The following is a 16,023-nucleotide window of genomic DNA, read 5'->3' on the forward strand; positions in this document are numbered from 1 at the left end:
TGTCGGCCTTTGGGCTTTTAGCCCGCATTCCGTCCCGCTTTTTCTTCCCCAAAATTCCCACTATATGTCCCAAACCTTTACGCTTAAAGGCTGGCTCATGACCTGTTGCGTCATGTTGCTCAGCGTACTCGGGAGCCGTGCCTTCGCCTACGATGTGGTGGTGGCCAAAGACGGTACCGGTAACTTCACCACCGTGCAGGCCGCCATCAACGCCGCGCCCACGAACCGCACTGCGGTCTATACTATTTTCATCAAGAATGGCCGCTACAAGGAGAAAATAGCAGTGCCCAGCAACAAGCCGTTTCTGCAGCTGGTGGGCGAGAGTGTGGCCAACACCATTCTGACCTACGATGACGGTGCCAGCACGCCCACGCCCGGCGGGGGCACACTCGGCACCCAGAACTCGGCCAGCTTCAGTATCAGCGCCGACGACTTTTCGGCCCTGAACATCACCTTCGAAAACACCTTCGGGGATGGGTCGCAGGCAGTGGCGGTGCTGGTGAATGCCGACCGCGCGGCCTTCAAAAACTGCCGCTTCCTCGGCAACCAGGACACGCTCTACACCAAAGGCAACGGCACGCCCCGCCACTACTTCCGCGACTGTTACATCGACGGCAACGTGGACTTCATTTTCGGCAGCTCGGTGGCGCTGTTCGAGAACTGCGTCGTGTATGCCAAGGCCCGCACGACTACCGGCAGCTCGTTTATCACGGCGGCCAATACGCCCGCCGGCCAGACCTACGGCTACGTGTTCAAGAAAACCAAACTGCCGGCCAACACCGGCGGCACGCTCTACTATCTGGGCCGGCCGTGGCAGAACTCCACCGGCAGCTCGCCGCTGTCCAACAACAAAACTGTGTTCATCAGCAGCACGGTGGGCGCCAACCTGCTGCAGCCGGCTGGCTGGGTGACCTGGGACGCGGGCACCAACACCAGCCTCATCACCTACGCTGAGTTCCGGAGCCGCTACTACTCCGGCAACCTGCTGCCGACGGCCGCACGTGTGTCCTGGTCGCAGCAGCTGACGCCGGCCGACACGGCCATTTACAGCCGCAGCGCCATGTTTGGTACCTGGGACCCTTGCGCCGTAGCTACGGGCCTGTGCACCAGCACCACGCCGGATATTGCGGTTTCCAACCTGCGGGCCGTGAAAGGCGCCACCCAGGCTAGCATCAGCTGGAACATCAGCTGGGCCATGGACCAGATTAAGTACGAGTTGTTCCGCTCCGCTGACAACACCACGTTCAGCAAAGTGTATGAGGTGACGGCCGCCACCGACTCGCTCGTGAATTTCCAGACCACCGACGCGCTGCCCGCCGCCGGCACGGCCTACTACTATTACGTTCGGGCCTCAAAGGCTGGGCTGGCTACGCACACCACCGAAACCATTCAGGTATCGAGCATCCAGACGCTGGCCGTGACGGGCACGCTGGGCGCCTTCACGCAGTATGCCGGCACTCCTTCCGCTACGCAGAGCTACAGCCTGAGCGGCGCCAACCTCACCGGCAACGTGACCGTGACGCCCCCGGCCGGCTACGAGGTATCGGCTAACGGCGGCACCAACTGGTACACGAGCACTACGCCGCTAGTGCTTACGCCGGCCAACAATACGCTGGCGGCTACTGCCATCAGCGTGCGCCTAAATGCGGCTGCGGCGGGCACGTATGCCGGCAATATCACGCATACGAGCACCAACGCTACTGCAGTAACAGTGGCCGTAACCGGCAGCCGCGTAACGGGCAGCGCCCCGGTTTCGGCGCCGCTGCAGTGGTGGCCGATGAAGGTGAACAACCAGGACAGCGTGGCTGTGCGCTCGGCCGGCGTTACGCCCAGCACTTCCGTGCTGCGCAACCTCTACGTGTCCAATGGCACGACGGTGCCTGCCATCCGCGCCTATTCCAACACCTTCGGGCAGGCTTTCGGTACGACGGCCAACGGCGACGGGTCGTGGGGCACGGCTGCGGGTGGGCCCGGTGGCAACCTGAGCCGCCGCTTCTACGAGCAGTTCACCGTAACGGCCGCCGCCGGCCAGACCATTCGCATTGACTCGCTGCTGCTGACCTCCGCCTTCTACAACACCTCCAGCAACACGAAGCTGGCCGTGGTGTACTCGCGCAGTGGTTTCGTGAGCGACTCGTCCGATGTGATTGGCGGGCGTGGTCCGGCTGGAGGCTTGCTGAGCACGGCCAACGGTGCCTTCGCCACTCCGATTCTGCTGGCCAACCAAACCAGCGGCCCTACCAACACCTACCGCCTCGTGTTCAACTCGGCCGGCGTGACGCTCACAGCCGGCCAGACCCTGACGTTCCGCCTGTACTTCAGCTGCGGCAGCTCCAGCCCCGGCCGCTACGCGCTGCTGAAAAACGTATTGGTGAGGGGTGAGAATACCACGCCGGTGGCCTGCAACGCGGCCTTCACGTATGCTGCTACCTCGTATTGCCAGAGCGGCACCAACCCCACGCCGACCATCACCGGAACCAGCGGCGGCACCTTCACCTCGGCGGCCGGCCTGAGCCTGAACGCCACCACCGGTGAAATCAATCTGGCGGCCAGCACAGCCGGCACCTACACCATTACCTACGCCAACAGCGCCACCTGCAACGCCACCACTACCGTGACCATCACGGCACCGGCCACGGCTAGCTTCGCGTATGCTGCCACGGCCAGCTACTGCGCCGGCAGCACCGGCACGGTAGCGGCTGCGCTGGCTGCCGGTGCTACGGCCGGCACGTTCTCGTCGTCGGCGGGGCTGACGTTGAATGCCAGCACCGGTGAAATCAATCTGGCAACCAGCACCGCCGGCACTTACACGGTTACCAACACGGTAGCAGCGGCGGGCGGCTGTGTCGCGGTAACCAGCACGGCCACTATCACCATCAACGCCACGCCGGTGCGGCCTACCGTAACGCCGGTGTATAACGGTGCTACCACCACGCTCAGCAGCTCCAGCGCCACGGGCAACCAGTGGTACCTCAACGGGGTGGCCATTGCGGGTGCTACCAGCCAGACGTATGTAGTCAACTCGGCCGCCCAGTTCGGCTCGTATACCGTCGTGACGACGGGGGCGGGCGGTTGCACCTCGGCGGCTTCGCTGCCGCTGATTGTCAGCTCCAGCGCCAAGCCGTTGGCAGGTTCTTCGCTGAATGTCTACCCCAACCCCACGCTGGATGGCCGCGTGACGCTGGAGCTGACCGGCTACCGCAACGCCGTGCAGCTGACCGTGCTGAACGCCCTGGGCCAGGCGGTGCAAACCCGTACGGTACCCGCCAGCCAGACCCGGCAGGCGCTTGACCTGAGCGCCCTGCCCGCCGGCGTGTACATGCTGCGCGCCACCACCGAAGGCGGCACCGACATGCGCCGCATCGTGCGGCACTAAGCCGGGAAGCTACTCGAAAATCAACACGGCCTGCTGGTATTTCCAGCGGGCCGTGTTGCGTTGGTGCCTAACGAATGAGGATTCAGATGACAGCGTCGGTTTGGGGTGAGGAGCTGACAGTGAGATTATCAGCAGCCTTTCTGCAGTGGTTGAGCAAGGTTGCCGGCTGGGCAGGCAGAAGTTAGGGCCGCGCAATTGCCGTAACGCATGAACGAATGAGGCGGCAAGGCATGGCCATTCAAGCCAGCACACTCAGCACAAGCTCTACGCTTTCCATACAACACAAAAAAGCCGGTACAGCATAGCTGCACCGGCTTTTCGTTGCGTGATGATAGTGGGTTATTCAACCACTACACGGCCCAGCTGGGCGCCGCTGCGCACCAGATACAGACCAGCGGACAGGTTTGAAAGGTCGAGGGTGGTGATACCGGCGGCCTGCTCGCGCACTACGCGGCCCTGCAGATCCAGCAGCTGTACGGGCTGGCCTTTCGTGGCACCCACTACCTGCGCGCTATGCGTGGCCGGATTGGGGTAGATGGCCAGCGCGTTGAGCGAGCGGGCACTCTTGGTAGACAGAGCGCCACCGGGCGTAAAAGTAAACGTGCGGTTGTTGTTGGCCCGTGAGGTAATGCCCGCGTTTTCGGTGGTCGTGCTGGTAGTAGGAGCAGAGGTCAGGTCGCTCAGCGACAGGAAGTTATTGGCTGCTACTCCGGCCAGGCCAGCTGAAGCGCTGCGCGTGCCCGATACCGTGCCGGTGCCTTGCAGATACACGAAGCGCAATACGTTGGTGCCTTCATCGAGTTGCACCTGGAACGACTGCACCGGGCCGGCCGCCGTAGGAGCCCAGCGCGCATCGAGCCACTCCACCGTAAACGTGCGGTTAGGAGCCGTGCCGGTAGTGGCGTAAGACAGTTTGCCGTTGTTGCCGGTGGGAGTGCCGGTGCCGGTATAAATGAAGCTGATATCGTCCCAGAGCGGCGCGGCCAGCGGGCGGGGCGTGCCGGAAGTCAGGTTGTTGGTAGGAGTGGAGTTGGAGATGTTCTGGCCGAAAGTCAGCCAGCCATTAGTAGAAGCCGAAACCGTGGTGTAGTCGACGCCATCGAACTTGAACGTGAAGCCGATGGGCAGCGCGTTGTAGAAGCCGTCGTTCAGGTAGCCGGACACAGCCGGAGCCGTAGCCGTGGCGGGCAGGGCCGTGAAGGTACCCGTCGAGGCCACCATCGAATAGGTATTTACCAGCTGCGCTTTTGCCGAAGCCAGCGGCAGCGCGGCCAATGCCGTCACCGAGAGCAAAGTGAGAGCAGGCCGCTTGAAAAACGAGGAGAGGTGTAGCATAGAAAAAGGAAAAGGGGGTGAGTGGAAAAAGAGAATAGAAGCGAAAAAAGCAGCCTGCTGCCCGTACGGGAGCGGCACCGAGCGGCCACGCACCAAGTGCTGGCTCCGGGGGCGGTTACAACTGGTAAAGTCCTATAGCGAAGTAGTAAGTGCGGATAGGCCCGTTCGCAAACGGAATGTTGAAAGCGAATAAAAAACAGTTTAGCACTATAATCTTGGGGAAAGTAGGTGATTTAGTAAGCACTGAAGCCTTCTTTTATTTATGCAAACGTTGTCGGGAACGTTGCCAGCTGCACAGTCGGCCGCTTCCGGGCCCCGGCCAAGCAGCCGGATGGAGGCAGCGAGAAATGGAAAAGGACGCGTCTCTAATTTCTTAGCTTTGCCCTCAGCTGAGTTACCCTTTTGCCTTCTACTCCATCCCACCCCATGAAACAAGCCCTCGAAGAAGCTACCGCAACCGGCACCGACGTACTCGAACACGACCACCACGGCATTCAGCAGGTGCTGCGTGAGTTAGGCGTCGAAAGCACCAACCAGGCCTGGAGCACCGGCCTGCAGTGGGGCGGCGCAAGCGGCACGGCGCGCGCTATTCACTCGCCCGCCGATGGCCGCCTCATCGGCTCCGTGGCCTTCGCCACCACCCAGGACTACGACCAGGTAGTGCGCACCGCGCAGGAAGCCTTCCTGACCTGGCGCACCGTGCCCGCTCCCAAGCGCGGCGAAATCGTGCGCCAGATTGGCAACAAGCTGCGCGAGTACAAGGAGCCGCTGGGCAAGCTGGTGAGCTACGAGATGGGCAAAATCCTGCAGGAAGGCCTCGGCGAAGTGCAGGAAATGATTGACATCTGCGACTTTGCGGTGGGTCTCTCGCGCCAGCTTACGGGCTTCACTATGCACTCAGAGCGCCCGGCGCACCGCATGTACGAGCAGTACCACCCGCTGGGCGTGGTAGGCATCATCTCGGCCTTCAACTTTCCGGTGGCCGTGTGGAGCTGGAACGCCATGCTGGCCGCCGTCTGCGGCGACGTGAGCATCTGGAAACCTTCGGAGAAAACGCCGCTGGTAGCCGTGGCCGTGCAGCATATCATCAAGGACGTGCTGCGTGAAAACGAGCTGCCCGAAGGCATCTTCAACCTGATTATCGGCGACGCGGAAATCGGGGCGGCTATGGCCGCCGATACGCGCGTACCACTGGTGTCGGCTACGGGCAGCACCCGCATGGGCAAGAAAGTGGGCGAAGTAGTGGGGGGCCGCCTGGGCCGCGCGCTGCTGGAGCTGGGTGGCAACAACGCCATCATTCTCACCGAACACGCCGACCTGGATATGGCTATGCGCGCCGTGGTGTTCGGGGCGGTAGGCACGGCCGGGCAGCGCTGCACCACCACGCGCCGCCTTATCATCCACGACTCTATTTTCGAGGATGTGAAGGCGCGTCTGCTGAAAATCTACCCCAACCTGCCCATCGGCCACCCGCTGCAGGAAGGCAAGCTCGTGGGCCCGCTCATCGACAAGCAGGCCGTGGAAAGCTTCACAAAGGCGCTGGCTGCTGTGCAGGCCGAGGGCGGCAAGCTGCTCATCGGGGGCGAAATTCTGGAAGGCGCCGGCTACGAAACCGGCACCTACGTGAAACCCGCGCTGGTAGAAGCCCGCAACGAGTACCACACGGTGCAGGAAGAAACTTTTGCGCCCATTCTGTACCTCATCCGCTACAGCGGCGGCGTGGAAGAAGCCATTGCCGTGCAGAACGGGGTGCGTCAGGGCTTGTCGTCGAGTATCTTCACGCTCAACATGCGCGAGTCGGAGGCCTTCCTGGCCCACGGCGGCTCCGACTGCGGCATTGCCAACGTAAACATCGGCACCAGCGGCGCTGAAATCGGAGGCGCATTCGGCGGTGAAAAGGAAACCGGCGGCGGCCGCGAGTCGGGCTCCGACGCGTGGCGCGTGTACATGCGCCGCCAGACCAACACCATCAACTACTCCGACCAGCTTCCCCTGGCTCAGGGTATCAAGTTTGACGTGTAGTCTGAGGCTGCAGGAATGCAAAAAGTAAAAAGGCCCGTCCGGTATTCCGGGCGGGCCTTTTTTAGTGATTAAAGTCTACGCTTCTTTTTCTCCACCAAGGGCCAGGTGCCGTCCTGGTTTTCTGCTACCGGCCGATAGACGCGCACATAATCAATCAGGAACGGGTCGTTGGGCTGCGGGCATTGCTGGTCGTTCGGCTGTCCGTCGGGCAGGGTGGGGCAGTGGTTGTTGCCTTTGCAGTCCCATTGGTAGTGGGAGCTCAGCAGCAGGCTCATCTCGTTGTCTGGAATTCCGGCGGTGTTCTGCGTGGTATTGCGGGGGTTGCTCAGGTACTTAAACAACCAGCCATCAACGTACCAAGCCAGCAAGTTGGGCGTCCAGACCAAGGTATAGGTGTGAAAGTTGGTAGCCGGCTCCGTGTCGTTACGGAAGAAATAGTCGGTGCTGCTGCTCTTGTGCTGCGTCAGCGGATTGGCTTGGAGGGTGCTGAAAAAAGTGCGCTTGCCGTTGTTGTTATAGGTTTCAAATACGTCGATTTCCCACGTGTCGCCGGGGACCCAGCCCGCCGGAATGTTATTGCACGCTCCGTAATGGGTCCAGAACCAGAAAGCAGCTTGCAAGCCGCTGTAGCCGGGTACACGGCACCGAACCTCGAAGATTCCGTACTTAAACCCATCTTCCGGGCACAGCGTATCGTCCCGAAACTTGGCCCGAAGCAGCCCGGCGGTTCGGTAGAATTCACCTTGTACCACCGAGTTTTTCGACGGAATCTGGCGTAGCGGGTCGGCGTGGTAAGTGAAATCGAGGGCGGCGCACTGATCCTGCGGATTTTCCGGGTTAGGTACCAGCCGAACGTCTTCCCGCCGGTACGCCACGTTGTTAGGGCCATTGTTGCTGCACACCGTGCTGGTATCCCAGGCCGCACTGCCCCAGGCGTAGTCGGTGACCCACTTATTCAGCTTCGGACTGAGCATCGAATCGACGGAAGGGTAGCGGAAGTCATCGGAGAATACCAGCCGGTACTTCTTTGTGATATCGGGCAGACGTGCCGGCTGCGCAATAGCCTCGAAGCTGAGCAGCACCAGTATAATGCCAGCTGGCAGACAGCGCCAGAGAAAGGAAAATAGCATAGGATGGCAACGAAGAAGTGGTACAGAGCAGCTATGAAGGTGTTTGGCCCGTTGGAACCCAATAGCCTGCTATACTATGAAGGAGTACTGAGAAGTAATAAAAAAAAACAGCCTGTTTCAATAGGCTGAAACAGGCTGTTTTTTGTTGAGGTACACTGATATTAATGCAAAACAGTGAGGCGCTGATTGGCGAATACCTCGTTCTGCGAAACTACCTGCACCGTGTAGATGCCAGGAGCCAGGTTAGCCGTAGAGACAACTGCCGGGGCGGCGCCACTGCCTTGGCCAGCGGTTAGTTGCACTTCCTGCACAGTCTTGCCCAGAGCATCAAGAAAGCGGACACGGGCATCGGTCGGTTTGGGCATCTCTACTGCAAGACTAACTTGATTTGTGGCTGGGTTAGGATACACCTCAAACTTAACGTTAGCCTTTGGGGCACGCACTCCCATCACAAAGGACGGATTGGGGGCGAAGCGGTAAACCGTACCGGCCGCAGGGTTGCCGACAATATAGCCCCCGTAGCAAACGGTGTTGGGCAAGCAATTATCTACTTGGTAACCAGGATTGTCAGCCGTGCCGATAGGGGCCACTGCCAGCATTGAGTTGTAGAAAGTTTTTAGGAAAATGAAGTTGTTCTGAAATGAGCTGGCAGTCACGTTGCTAGTGCCAAAGTGTACCTCAATGCGGCCACTCTGCTCATACAGCCACAACTGACAGTTTACAAATTCTGCCGGGTTAGGCGGAGAAGGCGACGATTGAGTGGGCCCCGCATTGCGCCATTCTATCTTGCCTATGCGGCTGCCCGGGCTGCCCGTCAGTTGGTAACTGACCGGAGACTGGCTGGTGCCTCCATTTATGATTCCTCGGTCCTGAATCAAATTGCCTCCGAAAGGCGTGTTGTATACGAACATGTACATGCTGCCAAACCCCACAAACTGCACACCCCTTGCCAATACGTTGATGGAGGTGATGGACTGGTTGTGAAATGGAAAAGCAAAGCCGAGTACAACAGGAAAGGCAGAGTCTCTGTTCCACACGGCCCCATTGTTGAGCGCTTGCACCGGAGCCGCTAGCTCGGTGTAGGGCTGCTGGCTCAGGGCTTGAAAGAAAAAGGGCGTGTTCTGTGCGCGTGCGAACAAGCTGCTCGCAACTAGCAGGAGGGTGCAGTAAATGTTCTTCATTGTGCCATGTTGATATAAGTAAACTTACTGATATTCGACACTAATTAATAGTAGGGGAGAAGCGTGCCTGACGGCCTGCTACATGCCAATCTTGATGTCGCCGTGGCCTTTGTAGTACAAGGAGTTGCCCTCCTGAAACACGTAGTACAGGCGGTAGAGCTTGCCCTGCCGGAAGGAGTTGCTGCTCACATCCAGGCTGAACCGCACACTGCGGTTGGGAGTAGCGGTTTGCAGCGGCCGCACCACCTGATACTTCTCATCGACTACCACAAAGCTGCACGTCACGGCAGTGGGCGCGTCGAAGTGGAAAATGGTCTGGCCGGCTCCTACGGGGTTTGGGTAGGCGCTGAGGTTGGAAACTGTGCCGGTGGCCGGGGCGTTCAGGTCGAGGCCCAGGTCCTGAAACAGGCCACGCTCCTGCGCATTCCAGCTGCCATCGAGCGTCCAGTCGGTGGGGTCGGGGGTAGACTTGGGGTAGTTGCTGGCGTCGCGCATGGAAATGCCGCCATTCGGCCCGAAGTCGATAGTAGGATCTTTCTTTTTGCAGGCTGCCAGCGCCAAAGCAAAAACGATGGGTGTCAGAAACTTCATAGGTCTTGCGTAGCTTGTTGCTAGTACTACAAGCCAAAGGTAGCTGCCCCGGCCCTACAAAGTGCTGCCTAGTGCAACCTCTCGCTAGCGGGCTCTGTCTTTCTGATGCTTGTGCCTAAGTGCTGGCAGCTTCGCCCGGAAAGTCGGATATTTACCATCTTCCTTTCGCTTTACCTCCCGCAACCCGCTCTATGGAAGCTTTTGCGTACACCGATATCAATGCCCCGCTGGTTGAGCGGTGCCGCCTGGGCGACCGACGGGCGCAGGCCGAGATTTACAAGCGCTACTCCAAAGCCATGTTTAACGCCTCGCTGCGCATCACCGGCGACTATGCCGAGGCCGAGGACGTGCTGCAGGAGGCATTTCTGAGCGCCTTCCGGGAGCTGCACAGCTACAAGGGCGACTCGTCGTTCGGCTCGTGGCTCAAGCGCATCGTCATCAACAAAAGCATCAACTGCCTGCGCAACCGCCGCCTGCAACTGGTGCCTTTAGGAGAGCAGCACGATGCCGCTGGCACCGAAACCGCCGACTTCGGGCCCGAGAATGAGGAAATGCACTGGCGGGCCGATGTGGTGCGCCGCTGCGTGCAGGAACTCCCCGACGGCTACCGCGTAGTGCTGAGCCTGTACCTGCTCGAAGGCTACGACCACGCCGAAATAGCCGGTGTTCTGGGCATCACCGAGTCCACCTCGAAGTCGCAGTATAGCCGGGCCCGCAAAAAGCTGCTGGAACTGGCCCGCCAGCGCGGCCTTTCGTAAGAGCAACCATATCAAATCTGTCTTCGGATGCCCTGCCCCGCCCACCCTGCACGGGGCGCCGCCGCCCGAAGGAAGCCGAGTGCGTAGTACCACCCCTGACATGAACGAGAAAAAAACCGGTCTGGAGAATTTCGTTGAACGGCATCTGGCCGACTTCGACGCGTTTGAGCCGCGCCCGGATTTGTGGGACGACATCGAACAGAAGCTGGCCGCACCCACGGCCGGCGCTGCCATCGAGCAGGAAGAAGAAGCCGCGCCGTTGCGGATCGTACAGCTGCACCCCACCGCCGACACGCCGCCGGCTGCCGCCCCGGCGGCCCGTTGGGCTGGCTGGCTGCCACGCCCCAAAATGGCCGCTGCCCTGGCCGGCCTTCTGCTGGCCGGTGCCGGCGCTATCTGGAGCAATCAGGCGGCGCGCTCCACTGCCTGGACCAGCAGCACCGCGCCGCTGGTGCTGGCGGCGCCGGCAACGGAACCTACCGAAGAAACCACTTCCTATGGCTTCGGTGCCGCCCCGGTGGCTGCTGCCGCTGAGGCTCCGGCAGCGCGTCTGAGCCAGGAAGTGCGCCGTATGGAAGGCTACTACGCCGTACAGATCAATGAGCGGCAGGCCGAGCTGCAGCAGCTGGAAGCCCGGACGGCATCGGCGGCCGGCACTACCGCCGACTGGCAGCGGGAGCTGGCCGCCCTCGACTCGACCTACCGGCAGCTGAAAACGGAACTGTACCGCAACCCCGAGCCGGCCGTGGTGCTCGACGCCATGAACCGCAACCTGCAGATTCGCCTTGATATTCTGAACCAGCAAACCCGCACCCAGGAGCAGATTCAGGAGTATCATGCCCAGCCGCAGGCAGGTGCTGAAACCCAGCCGACCCCATGAGCAACCCTCTGAAGCTATACAGCCGCTTGCTGCTGACCGGCGCCGTGCTGCTGGCTGGCTCCACTGTGGGCCGGGCGCAGTCTGCGCCCAGCACCCCGGGCGAGCAGTATTACAGCCAGACAGCCCCCGAAGCCGTTCTGCTGCGGCTGCAGGGTGGCGCGGCCGATGGCCAGAACGGGCAGGGGCCTCAAGGGCCACAGGGTCCGCAGGATGAGCTGCCCATTGCGCCGGCCATCGAAAAGACCCGCCGGCTAAGCCGTACGTTTGCCGTGCCTTCGGGCAAGCCCTACGCGCTGGATACCCGCTACGGCCGCGTGCAGGTGAATGTGTGGAGCCGCAACGAAGTGCGCACCGATGTGGATATCATCACGCGCGCTGACACCGAGGACAAAGCGCAGCAGCTGCAGGACATGATTCAGGTGCAGGTGCTCGAAAACGACCCCACTACGGGCGGGGTTTCGGCCCGCTCCCGGTTTGGCGCCATGCCCAGCGGCTGCTGGAGCCGCACCAAGCTCTACGAAGTGAACTACACGGTGTGGGTGCCCAAAAACACGCCGCTGCATGTGTTCAATACTTTCGGGGACGTGACGATTAGCGGCGACCTGACCGGCCCGACGGAGCTGGCTGTGGAATACGGCACGCTGCGCACCGGCCGCCTGGATGGCGGGCAGAATCTGGTGCGCGTTGGCAACGGGCAGGCCTCGGTGGCCTACACGCGCCGCGCCAGCATCGATGCTTCCTATTCGCGGCTGCGCCTGGATGCCGGGCAGACCGTGGACCTGCGCAACAACTACTCCGACATCGACATCGGGACGGTGCAGGACCTGACCGTGCACAGCAAATACGGCGACGTGGCGCTGGGCACCGTGCGCAACCTGCGCGGCACTTCCGGCTATTCCAAATTCAGCATCGAAAAGCTCTCGGATAAGCTGGACATGACGGTGCAGCATTGCCCCAACTTTGAGGTGCGCAACACCGGCCGCAACTTCAGCGCCATCAACCTCGATGGCGGCTACAGCACCATTCTGCTCAATTTCGCCGATGATGCCGGCTTCAACTTCGATGTGAACACGCAGCACGGCAAGCTGCTGGTAGATAAGAAGCTGGTGCGGATGGACTCGGAGGAAAGCAGCCCGGGCTCCAGCGACATGCAGGGCACGTTCGGGGTGGCCAAAGCCCGCCCGGCAGCCGGCAACGTTAACATCAAAGTGCGCTACGGCAACGTGAGCTTCAACCGCTAGGCGCGCCCACACTTCGTATTACAAAAGCCGGCCTTACAGCCGGCTTTTTTGTGTCTGTTCCGTTTCAGACGGCTGCCCGCCCTACCTTTAGCGCTACTTTACTGCCACCTTATGAACCGCCTGCTTCTTCTGTTGCCGCTGCTGTGGGGTTTCGGCGGGCCGGAGGTGCTGGCCCAGCAACAACCGGCCATGCCTGCTTCTCCCTCAGCCTCCGCGGCGCTGCCCTCTGCCATGCGTACCTACGCCCTGCGCCTGGCCCCCGGCCAGGATCTGCGCCAGCAATTGGATGCCTTCGTGCAAAGGCACCAGATTCGGGCCGGGGCTATTGTAACGTGCGTGGGCAGCCTCACGCACGTTACGTTGCGGCTGGCCAACCAGGAAGGACCCAGCGTGTACCGCGGCCACTTCGAAATTGTATCGTTGGCAGGCACGCTCTCCACCAGCGGCAGCCATGTGCACCTCTCCGTTTCCGATTCCACGGGCCGCACAATAGGCGGCCATTTGCTCGCCGGCAACCTCATCTATACCACGGCGGAGCTGGTACTGGGCGTGCTGGACGACGTGGAGTTCCGCCGCGAAACCGACCCCACCTTCGGCTACCGCGAGCTGACCGTGCACCCGGCCCAGCCGAAAAGCCCGCCGAAAAAGCCCAGCCGCCGCTAAGCCGGCGTGTGCCGCAAAATATATTATGCCGCGCGTCGCCATGCTGTTTTAAGCCGGGGCGCTAATGTGTAGTATTGTAAGAATATCCGGTAGACTCCCGCCGTGCGGGCCACTATGGCTTGCCTCTTTACTTATCCTGCTTGATGCACCTTTACCCCTACGGCCTGGCGCTGGCGCTGCTGGCCGCCGCGCCCGGCGCAACCTTCGCCCAGAAGGCGCCCCAATCTTCCTCTGCTGCCGCTACGCTGCCACTTCTCACCGATTCGTACCAGGCCCTGAAGGAAGGCGTGGAGCTGCACGATAAGGCCGCTACTACTTCCCGAACGGCAAGCTGGAAACTGTGCAAAACTACCTCTACGGCTCGCCCGAAGGCATTCCGCAGTACTACAACCCGGCCGGCGAGCTGCTGGAGGAGCGTCTCTACGAGCACGGCAACCTGGCCGCCTTCCGCACCGGCCGCGACCAGTCGGAAGCCTGGCAGCGCATCGAAAAGCTGACGGGCTCCATTAAAACCAGCTTCGCCAACGGCAAGCCCGCGTCCGATGAGACCGTGCGCGGCGGCATGCTCGACGGCACCCGCACCACCTACTACAGCTCCGGCCAGGTATTTCGCCGCATGGAGTTCAAGGAAGGCCTGCTGACGGGCACGCTCACCGGCTACCACCCTGGGGGCAAGCTAATGGAAGAAGAGCAATACCTGCACGGCGAATACCACGGCCGCAGCCGCTACTACCGTCCCGATGGCACGCTGGAGCGCGAAGAAACCTACCGGAGTGGCGAAAAGCTCGGCCCGACTGTATATTACGATGTGAAGGGCAAGCCCACCAAGACCGAAGTGTACTGGAATCAATATGTGTATGAAGGCAAATAAATGGTCGGGCGGCGTGCTGGCGCTGCTGTTGTGGGCGGTGCTAGCGCTGCCGGTTGCCCGCGCCCAGCAGCCCACCCAGCTGGTAGCCGAAATGCAGGCGAAGTTTCCGGGCGAAAAAGCCGTGTACCTCGACTACCGCACCGACCTCACGCTGGAAGCCAAAGGCGACTCGGTGCTGGTGCTGGCCCGCCACCACCAGGACATGCTGCACCTCGATGCGCAGTCGGTGGCGTACGTGAACGACAAGGTGTACAACTCGCACTTCAGCCGCCTGCAGAAGCTGGATGCCCGCACCATGGTGCCCAGCGGCAACAGCTACAAAGCCGTGAAGGTGACGGACTACAAGGAGAAGTTCGAGCTGCAGTCGGGCATTTTCTACGACGATACGCGCTCCACCACCTGGACCTTCCCGGCCGTAGCGCCCGGTGCCCGCACCGTCACCGACTACACCGTGCGCCACCCCGACCCGCGCTTCCTCAACCCGTTCTATTTCGGCTCCTACGTGCCCGTGCGCCACGCCGAGCTGACCGTTACGGCCCCGCGCAACATCAAAATCAGCCACCGCCTCTTCCATACCGAGGGCCTCAACATCAGCTTCAGCAAGCAGGAAAAAGGCAACACCATCACCTACCGCTGGACCGCCGACAACCTGCCCAGCCCCCCGCGCGACTCCGACGGCCCCGAGGCGGCCTACTACCTGCCGCACCTCGTGTATTTCGTGGAGGAAGTGCCTTCGGCTGACGGACAGGCCCGCAAGGTGCTGGCTGGCGTGCCGGAGCTATACAACCTGTACTCGGGCTTCGTGAGCAAGCTCGATCCGCAGGAAAGCCCCGCCCTGCGCCGCGTGGTTGACTCTTTGGTAGTGGGCGCCAAAACCGAACAGGACCGGGTGCAGCGCGTGTACTACTGGGTGCAGGACAACATCCGCTACGTGGCCTTCGAAAACGGCATGGGAGGCTTCATTCCGCGCGACGCCGGCGCCGTGTACGCCAAGCGCTACGGCGACTGCAAGGACATGGCCAACCTCACCCGCGAGATGCTGCGCATGGCCGGCGTGAAATCCTACCTCACCTGGATTGGCACCCGCGACCTGCCCTACCGCTACTCCGAGCTGGCCACGCCCGGCGTCGATAACCACATGATTACGACCTACGAGGCCAGCCCCGGCAAGTACGTGTTCCTTGATGCCACCAACAAATACATGCCTTTCGGGATGCCCTCGGCCTTCATTCAGGGCAAAGAGGCCCTGATGGCTATTGATGGCAAGAACTGCAAAGTGGTGGATGTGCCCGTGATGAGCCAGGACCGCAGCCCCGTGTCCGACGTGTCGGCCCTGACGCTGGACGACAAGGGCGGACTGCGCGGCAAAGGCAGCCTCCAGCTGGCCGGCTACCCCAAGGTTATGCAGAGCTACGCCCTCGACGGCCTCGACCAGACCGAAGAAACCAAGTACATCAAAAGCCTGCTGGAGCGCGGCAACAACAAGTTCTTCGTCGACAAGTACCGCGTTAGCCACCTTGACACGCGCGACCAGCCCCTCACCATCGACTACGAGTACCGCCTGCAGGACTACGTGCAGAAGCTCGACGACGAAATCTACGTGAACCTGAACCTGGAGCGGCCCTACGCCCACGACCGGATTGACGCCGACAAGCGCCGCCTGCCCCGCGTGAACGAGTACGCCACCCAGAACCACAGCCGCACCGAGCTGGAAATTCCGGCCGGCTACGACGTGGAATACCTGCCGCCCGTGGCCGAAATGAATGACCCCGTATTCGGCTTTAAGGTGAAATACGAGCGGCAGGGCAACAAAATCGTGCAGGACAAGCAGGTCTACATCAACTACCTCATGCTGCAGCCCAAGCAGTTTCATCAGTGGAATGCCGTGGTGGACAAGCTGAACGCTGCCTACCGCGAAACCGTGATTCTAAAGCGGAAAAAGGCCTGAGTGCCCGCTATCCGCGCTATATCTTCT

At 61.2% G+C, this 16,023-nt stretch carries 12 protein-coding genes; 8 read left to right on the top strand and 4 right to left on the bottom strand.

Features of this window, described 5'->3' with window-relative positions:
- Positions 1 to 64: 64 nt before the first annotated feature.
- The gene (locus tag BUE15_RS03570) at positions 65 to 3,376 is read left to right on the top strand and encodes a pectinesterase family protein (protein WP_084548787.1); all 3,312 of its coding nucleotides are present in this window, start codon (positions 65 to 67) and stop codon (positions 3,374 to 3,376) included.
- Between the two features lie 339 nt (positions 3,377 to 3,715).
- Here the strand turns inward: BUE15_RS03570 and BUE15_RS03575 are convergent, their stop codons facing one another.
- A complete protein-coding gene (locus BUE15_RS03575; protein WP_139252110.1) occupies positions 3,716 to 4,711 on the bottom strand; it encodes a T9SS type A sorting domain-containing protein in 996 nt (331 codons plus the stop codon).
- A 426-nt stretch (positions 4,712 to 5,137) separates the two neighbouring features.
- Here BUE15_RS03575 and amaB point away from each other — a divergent pair, with 426 nt between their 5' ends.
- Positions 5,138 to 6,733 (top strand): L-piperidine-6-carboxylate dehydrogenase, encoded by a 1,596-nt coding sequence (gene amaB / locus BUE15_RS03580; RefSeq protein WP_084548788.1) that lies wholly within the window; start codon positions 5,138 to 5,140, stop codon positions 6,731 to 6,733.
- Between the two features lie 68 nt (positions 6,734 to 6,801).
- Here the strand turns inward: amaB and BUE15_RS03585 are convergent, their stop codons facing one another.
- From BUE15_RS03585 to BUE15_RS03595, 3 genes are all read right to left on the bottom strand, one after another.
- The gene (locus BUE15_RS03585) at positions 6,802 to 7,863 is read right to left on the bottom strand and encodes a glycoside hydrolase family 16 protein (RefSeq protein WP_073281329.1); all 1,062 of its coding nucleotides are present in this window, start codon (positions 7,861 to 7,863) and stop codon (positions 6,802 to 6,804) included.
- 161 nt (positions 7,864 to 8,024) lie between these two features.
- Positions 8,025 to 9,044, bottom strand: a complete 1,020-nt coding sequence (locus BUE15_RS03590) for a T9SS type A sorting domain-containing protein (RefSeq protein ID WP_073281330.1) — start codon at positions 9,042 to 9,044, stop codon at positions 8,025 to 8,027.
- Positions 9,045 to 9,122: 78 nt separating this feature from the next.
- Entirely contained in the window at positions 9,123 to 9,635 is a 513-nt protein-coding gene (locus BUE15_RS03595; RefSeq protein ID WP_073281331.1) for a hypothetical protein, read from the bottom strand.
- Positions 9,636 to 9,826: 191 nt separating this feature from the next.
- Between BUE15_RS03595 and BUE15_RS03600 the strand changes: the two genes are divergently transcribed.
- The 6 genes from BUE15_RS03600 (at position 9,827) to BUE15_RS03625 (ending at position 15,996) form a co-directional block, all read left to right on the top strand.
- Positions 9,827 to 10,393: an RNA polymerase sigma factor gene (locus tag BUE15_RS03600; RefSeq protein WP_073281332.1), complete on the top strand. Its 567-nt coding sequence runs from the start codon at positions 9,827 to 9,829 to the stop codon at positions 10,391 to 10,393.
- A 100-nt stretch (positions 10,394 to 10,493) separates the two neighbouring features.
- Complete coding sequence (locus BUE15_RS03605) at positions 10,494 to 11,273, top strand: hypothetical protein (RefSeq protein ID WP_073281333.1); 780 nt, start codon at positions 10,494 to 10,496, stop codon at positions 11,271 to 11,273.
- Positions 11,270 to 12,514 (top strand): hypothetical protein, encoded by a 1,245-nt coding sequence (locus BUE15_RS03610; RefSeq protein ID WP_073281334.1) that lies wholly within the window; start codon positions 11,270 to 11,272, stop codon positions 12,512 to 12,514. Before BUE15_RS03605 ends, BUE15_RS03610 begins: the two co-directional genes overlap by 4 nt.
- A 111-nt stretch (positions 12,515 to 12,625) precedes the next feature.
- Positions 12,626 to 13,177: a PPC domain-containing DNA-binding protein gene (locus BUE15_RS03615; RefSeq protein WP_073281335.1), complete on the top strand. Its 552-nt coding sequence runs from the start codon at positions 12,626 to 12,628 to the stop codon at positions 13,175 to 13,177.
- A gap of 340 nt (positions 13,178 to 13,517) precedes the next feature.
- The gene (locus tag BUE15_RS03620) at positions 13,518 to 14,048 is read left to right on the top strand and encodes a toxin-antitoxin system YwqK family antitoxin (protein WP_073281336.1); all 531 of its coding nucleotides are present in this window, start codon (positions 13,518 to 13,520) and stop codon (positions 14,046 to 14,048) included.
- Positions 14,035 to 15,996: a DUF3857 domain-containing transglutaminase family protein gene (locus tag BUE15_RS03625; RefSeq protein WP_073281337.1), complete on the top strand. Its 1,962-nt coding sequence runs from the start codon at positions 14,035 to 14,037 to the stop codon at positions 15,994 to 15,996. The genes BUE15_RS03620 and BUE15_RS03625 overlap by 14 nt, the downstream gene beginning before the upstream one ends.
- Positions 15,997 to 16,023: the final 27 nt, after the last annotated feature.

The organism is Hymenobacter psychrotolerans DSM 18569 (assembly GCF_900142395.1).
In the GTDB taxonomy this organism is placed as follows: domain Bacteria; phylum Bacteroidota; class Bacteroidia; order Cytophagales; family Hymenobacteraceae; genus Hymenobacter; species Hymenobacter psychrotolerans.